The organism is Citrobacter sp. wls826 (assembly GCF_005281245.1).
GTDB classification, from domain to species: Bacteria; Pseudomonadota; Gammaproteobacteria; order Enterobacterales; family Enterobacteriaceae; genus Citrobacter; species Citrobacter braakii.
Genome location: NZ_SZWS01000032.1, coordinates 1 through 6154, shown reverse-complemented (window position 1 = coordinate 6154; position 6154 = coordinate 1). Strand labels below are relative to the sequence as shown.

Annotated in this window: 4 protein-coding genes; 1 reads left to right on the top strand and 3 read right to left on the bottom strand. The window is 51.6% G+C overall.

Features of this window, described 5'->3' with window-relative positions; all coding sequences use genetic code 11:
* The 3 genes from FDW87_RS22085 to pdhR all read right to left on the bottom strand — a co-directional run.
* The coding region (locus FDW87_RS22085) for a biotin/lipoyl-containing protein (RefSeq protein ID WP_305764070.1) at nt 1-595 on the bottom strand (595 nt) is incomplete at its 3' end.
* Nucleotides 596-609: 14 nt separating this feature from the next.
* A complete protein-coding gene (gene aceE / locus FDW87_RS08055) occupies nt 610-3273 on the bottom strand; it encodes a pyruvate dehydrogenase (acetyl-transferring), homodimeric type (protein ID WP_016151717.1) in 2664 nt (887 codons plus the stop codon).
* A gap of 162 nt (nt 3274-3435) precedes the next feature.
* On the bottom strand, nt 3436-4200 hold the full coding sequence (gene pdhR / locus FDW87_RS08050) for a pyruvate dehydrogenase complex transcriptional repressor PdhR (protein ID WP_003018699.1): 765 nt from the start codon (nt 4198-4200) through the stop codon (nt 3436-3438).
* Between the two features lie 564 nt (nt 4201-4764).
* Between pdhR and aroP the strand changes: the two genes are divergently transcribed.
* Nucleotides 4765-6138: an aromatic amino acid transporter AroP gene (gene aroP / locus FDW87_RS08045; RefSeq protein ID WP_087121850.1), complete on the top strand. Its 1374-nt coding sequence runs from the start codon at nt 4765-4767 to the stop codon at nt 6136-6138.
* The last annotated feature ends 16 nt before the right edge of the window (nt 6139-6154 follow it).

Genomic DNA, 6154 nt, shown 5'->3' with positions numbered 1-6154 from the left:
CCGCCGCTGCTGCTGGAGCTGCCGCCTGAGCCGGTGCTGCAGCAGGCGCTGCGCCTGCAACTTCGAAGACCATAATCAGAGAACCGGTAGACACTTTGTCGCCCGTGTTGATTTTGATCTCTTTAACGGTGCCCGCGAACGGCGCCGGAACTTCCATCGACGCTTTATCGCCTTCAACGGTGATCAGAGACTGTTCAGCCGCAACGGTGTCGCCCACTTTAACCATAACCTCGGTAACTTCGACTTCGTCACCGCCGATGTCCGGTACGTGTACTTCTTTCGCCGCTGCCGCAGCAGGTGCTGCTGCCGGAGCTGCTTCTTTCTTCTCTTCTGCCGGAGCAGGTGCAGCGGCTGCTGCACCATCGGCGGAATCGAAAATCATGATCAGTTTGCCTGTCTCAGTTTTGTCGCCAACAGAGACTTTGATCTCTTTAACGATACCTGCCTGAGGAGACGGAACTTCCATAGAGGCTTTGTCGCCTTCTACGGTGATCAGCGACTGTTCAGCTTCAACTTTGTCGCCTACTTTGACCAGGATCTCGGTGATTTCAACTTCATCAGCCCCGATGTCCGGTACATTGATTTCGATAGCCATTATTCTTTTACCTCTTACGCCAGACGCGGGTTAACTTTATCTGCATCGATGTTGAATTTGATGATTGCGTCAGCAACCACTTTCTTATCGATTTCGCCACGTTTAGCCAGTTCGCCCAGGGCCGCTACAACCACATAAGAAGCATCAACTTCGAAGTGGTGACGCAGGTTTTCACGGCTGTCAGAGCGACCGAAGCCGTCAGTACCCAGTACGCGATAATCATCAGCCGGTACATAAGTACGAACCTGTTCGGCAAACAGTTTCATATAGTCAGTAGATGCCACTGCCGGAGCGTCGTTCATCACCTGAGCGATGTACGGAACGCGCGGAGTTTCCATCGGGTGCAGCATGTTCCAGCGTTCACAATCCTGGCCATCACGCGCCAGTTCAGTGAAGGAGGTTACGCTATAAACGTCAGAACCAACACCGTAGTCGTTCGCCAGGATCTGTGCTGCTTCACGCACGTGACGCAGGATAGAACCGGAGCCCAGCAGCTGAACTTTACCTTTCTTACCTTCGAGGGTTTCGAGTTTGTAGATACCTTTACGGATACCTTCCTCGGCACCTGCTGGCATTGCCGGCATGTGGTAGTTTTCGTTCAGCGTGGTGATGTAGTAGTAAACGTTCTCTTGTTTCTCACCGTACATACGCTCCAGACCATCGTGCATGATGACCGCAACTTCGTACGCGTAAGACGGATCGTAAGAGATACAGTTCGGGATAGTCAGAGACTGAATATGGCTGTGACCATCTTCGTGCTGCAGACCTTCGCCGTTCAGCGTCGTACGACCAGAAGTTCCCCCTACCAGGAAGCCGCGAGCCTGTTGGTCGCCTGCCTGCCAGCACAGGTCACCGATACGCTGGAACCCGAACATGGAGTAGTAGATGTAGAACGGAATCATCGGCAGATCGTTGGTGCTGTAGGAGGTCGCAGCAGCCAGCCAGGATGCGCCAGCACCCAGTTCGTTGATGCCTTCCTGCAGGATCTGACCTTTCTCGTCTTCTTTATAGTAAGCAACCTGCTCACGGTCCTGCGGGGTGTACTGCTGACCGTTCGGGCTGTAGATACCGATCTGACGGAACAGACCTTCCATACCGAAAGTACGCGCTTCGTCAGCGATGATCGGAACCAGACGATCTTTGATCGACTTGTTCTTCAGCATCACGTTCAGGGCACGAACGAAAGCGATAGTGGTGGAGATTTCTTTGTTCTGCTCTTCCAGCAGCGCACCGAAGTCTTCCAGAGCAGGCAGTTCCAGCTTCTCGGTGAAGTTCGGCTGACGAGCAGGCAGATAGCCGTGCAGTTTCTGACGCTGAGCGTGCAGATAAGTGTGCTCTTCAGAACCTTCCGGGAAGGTGATGTAAGACAGGTTTTCAACCTGCTCATCGGTCACAGGAACGTTGAAACGGTCGCGGATATAACGCACGCCGTCCATGTTCATTTTCTTAACCTGGTGAGCGATGTTTTTACCTTCGGCGGTGTCACCCATGCCGTAACCTTTGATGGTATGGGCCAGGATTACAGTTGCTTTGCCTTTGGTTTCCTGCGCTTTCTTCAGTGCAGCGTAGACTTTCTTCGGATCGTGACCACCACGGTTCAGAGCCCAAATCTGCTCGTCAGTCCAGTCAGCAACCAGAGCTGCGGTTTCCGGGTATTTACCGAAGAAGTGCTCACGTACATATGCGCCATCTTTGGATTTAAAGGTCTGGTAGTCGCCGTCAACGGTTTCGTTCATCAGTTGGATCAGTTTACCGCTGGTATCTTTACGCAGCAGCTCATCCCAACGACCGCCCCACATGACTTTGATAACGTTCCAGCCAGCGCCCGCGAAGATGCCTTCCAGTTCGTTAACAATCTTGCCGTTACCGGTGACCGGACCGTCAAGACGCTGCAGGTTACAGTTGATAACAAAGACCAGGTTGTCCAGTTTCTCACGGGTCGCGATGGTGATAGCACCCTTAGATTCTGGCTCATCCATTTCGCCGTCGCCCAGGAAGGCGTAAACGGTTTGTTTAGAGGTATCTTTCAGGCCACGGTGTTCCAGATATTTCAGGAATTTAGCCTGGTAGATTGCACCGATTGGGCCCAGACCCATAGATACGGTCGGGAACTGCCAGAATTCCGGCATCAGTTTCGGGTGCGGGTAGGAAGACAGGCCTTTGCCATGTACTTCCTGACGGAAGTTGTTCATCTGCTCTTCAGTCAGACGACCTTCCAGGAATGCGCGAGCGTAGATGCCCGGAGAGATGTGGCCCTGGAAGTAAACCAGATCGCCGCCATCCTGTTCGTTGCGTGCACGGAAGAAGTGGTTGAAGCAAACATCATATACCGTTGCGGAGGACTGGAAGGATGCCATGTGGCCACCCAGCTCGAGGTCCTTTTTAGACGCGCGCAGTACGGTCATGATGGCGTTCCAGCGGATAGCAGAACGAATACGACGTTCCAGCTCCAGATTGCCCGGGTATTCCGGTTCATCTTCAACGGCAATAGTGTTTACATAATTGCTGGCCCCAGCACCTGCCGCTACTTTCACGCCGCCTTTGCGAGCTTCTGAAAGCAGTTGGTCGATCAGATACTGAGCACGCTCAACACCTTCTTCACGGATGACCGATTCGATCGCCTGTAGCCAGTCGCGAGTTTCGATCGGATCCACGTCATTTGGGAAACGTTCTGACATGGGGGTATTCCTTATCTATCTAATACGTTGAGTTATCTGGAACCTGTCCCATTACGTTCTCACCAGAGAGCGTAATAAGACAGGTTCTGCGTTTAGTTGCCGCGCCTTTCGATAGCGCTTGATTTACAACATCTTCTGGTTAACGTTCTGCCAGAAAAATCACTAATTCTTTCGTTGCTCCAGACGGCGTAAGGCGCGTTCACGACGGCTTTCCTCACGGCTCCTGTCCAGCAGAATCTCTTCGATAAACGCCAGGTGACGGTGAGACGCTTCACGCGCTTCTTCAGGCTTCCCGGCGATAATTGCTTCAAAGATGCGGGTACGGTGACTGCTCACCAGCGGCAGCATCTCGCGACGCGCATACAGCAATTCGAAGTTTTGCCGAACGTTCTGGGCCAGCATTGGCTCCATACACCTTAGCAAATGGAGCAGCACCACATTATGTGCCGCTTCGGTGACAGCAATTTGATACTGGAGTACCGCGTCAGATTCGCCGTCAAGATCGCCGGACTGTTGAGCAAGCTCGATCGCATGGTGGAGTTCACGGATACGCGTTTTGTCTTCATCCGTGCTGCGCAGTGCAGCGTAATAGGCTGCAATACCTTCCAGCGCATGGCGCGTCTCAAGCAGGTCAAACTGGGATTCAGGATGGTCGGAGAGCAGCTCTACCAGTGGGTCGCTAAAGCTCTGCCACAGGCTGCTCTGAACAAAAGTGCCACCGCCCTGACGACGAAGCAGTAACCCCTTCGCTTCAAGGCGTTGGATCGCCTCGCGTAAGGAGGGGCGGGAGACGTCGAACTGTTTTGCCAGCTCGCGTTCCGGTGGGAGTTTTTCTCCGGGGCGAAGTGTCCCCTCAAGAATTAAAAACTCCAGCTGCTGCTCAATCACATCGGAGAGTTTTGGTTGGCGGATTTTGCTGTAGGCCATGATTTCCTGTCTTAAGCCATTTGCCCGGAGTCAATTGGTCTTACCAATTTCATGTTCTTGACGCTAAAGTAACAAAGTATTCACCTTCTGTCCATACAGGTTTTGATTGAAATCAGTAAAGGGGGCATATTTTAACAACATTACAGAAATAACGTTTCAAACATGTAACTATGCACAAATGTTAAATTTACCCACCACGGGGTAGTTTTAACGGAATTGAAACGAAAAAATATCTCATCTGAACCGATTCACCTGATTATTTATCGACAAATTAGCCACAATTAGTGAATAAAAATTCAAAATGGAAATTTTGTGGTAGATAAACTCGCATTTACAAATGGTTTCTTTTTATTCAACTCGTCATCTTGCCCGCATAAAGCAGGTGCATTCGCGCTCGCATATCATTATTCTGATCAAGACAAAAGCATTGAGGCAACATTTTATCTAAAGCATCTGTAAACAAATAAATACAACAAACGGAATTGCAAACTTACACACGCATTGCTGCGTAGTTCAAAAAATAAGTACTCGAAATATGAAGAGTAAAACCACACACGAGGTTTAATGATGGAAAGTCAACAGCATGGCGATCAGCTCAAGCGCGGTCTTAAGAACCGCCATATACAGCTAATCGCGCTGGGTGGCGCGATTGGTACCGGGTTATTCCTCGGTAGCGCATCCGTTATCCAGTCTGCAGGACCGGGTATTATTCTGGGTTACGCAATTGCCGGCTTTATCGCCTTTTTGATTATGCGTCAGTTAGGTGAAATGGTGGTTGAAGAGCCGGTTGCAGGCTCCTTTAGCCACTTTGCTTATAAATACTGGGGCGGTTTTGCGGGCTTCTCTTCTGGCTGGAACTATTGGGTACTGTACGTCCTGGTTGCCATGGCTGAACTGACTGCCGTAGGTAAATACATCCAGTTCTGGTATCCGGAGATCCCCACCTGGGTTTCTGCTGCAGCCTTCTTCGTGCTGATCAACGCCATCAACCTGACCAACGTGAAAGTGTTTGGGGAAATGGAGTTCTGGTTCGCCATTATTAAAGTCATTGCCGTGGTTGCGATGATTCTGTTCGGCGGCTGGTTGCTGTTTAGCGGCAACGGCGGCCCGCAGGCCAGCGTCAGTAACCTGTGGAGTCAGGGTGGCTTCCTGCCGCACGGCTTCACCGGTCTGGTGATGATGATGGCTATTATTATGTTCTCTTTCGGTGGGCTGGAGCTGGTCGGGATCACCGCAGCTGAAGCCGATAACCCGGAGCAAAGCATTCCCAAAGCAACCAACCAGGTTATCTACCGTATCCTGATTTTCTATGTAGGTTCGCTGGCTGTTCTGCTTTCCCTGATGCCGTGGACGCGCGTCACGGCTGATACCAGCCCGTTTGTCCTTATTTTCCACGAGCTGGGCGACACCTTTGTTGCCAATGCACTGAACATCGTAGTGCTGACCGCTGCCCTTTCTGTGTATAACAGCTGCGTATACTGCAACAGCCGTATGCTGTTCGGTCTGGCACAGCAGGGCAACGCGCCAAAAGCGCTGATGAACGTCGACAAACGCGGCGTACCGGTGAACACCATTCTGGTCTCCGCGCTGGTTACGGCTCTGTGTGTACTGATCAACTATCTGGCCCCGGAATCCGCCTTTGGCCTGCTTATGGCGCTGGTGGTTTCCGCACTGGTGATCAACTGGGCAATGATTAGCCTGGCGCACATGAAGTTCCGCAAAGCCAAACAGCAGCAAGGCGTTACCACCCGTTTCCCGGCGCTGCTCTATCCGCTTGGTAACTGGGTATGTCTGATTTTCATGGCTGCAGTGCTGGTGATTATGCTGATGACGCCGGGCATGGCGATTTCGGTGTACTTAATCCCGGTATGGATTGCCATTCTTGGCATCGGCTATTTGTGCAAACAGAAAACCGCCAAAGTAGCTAAAGCGCATTAATTCTCCCTCCCCCCCC

What these genes read in the sequence shown, in the direction of transcription:
- aceE (WP_016151717.1), bottom strand. Translation starts at nt 3,273, where the DNA reads ATGTCAGAACGTTTCCCAAATGACGTGGATCCGATCGAAACTCGCGAC.
- pdhR (WP_003018699.1), bottom strand. Translation starts at nt 4,200, where the DNA reads ATGGCCTACAGCAAAATCCGCCAACCAAAACTCTCCGATGTGATTGAG.
- aroP (WP_087121850.1), top strand. Translation starts at nt 4,765, where the DNA reads ATGATGGAAAGTCAACAGCATGGCGATCAGCTCAAGCGCGGTCTTAAG.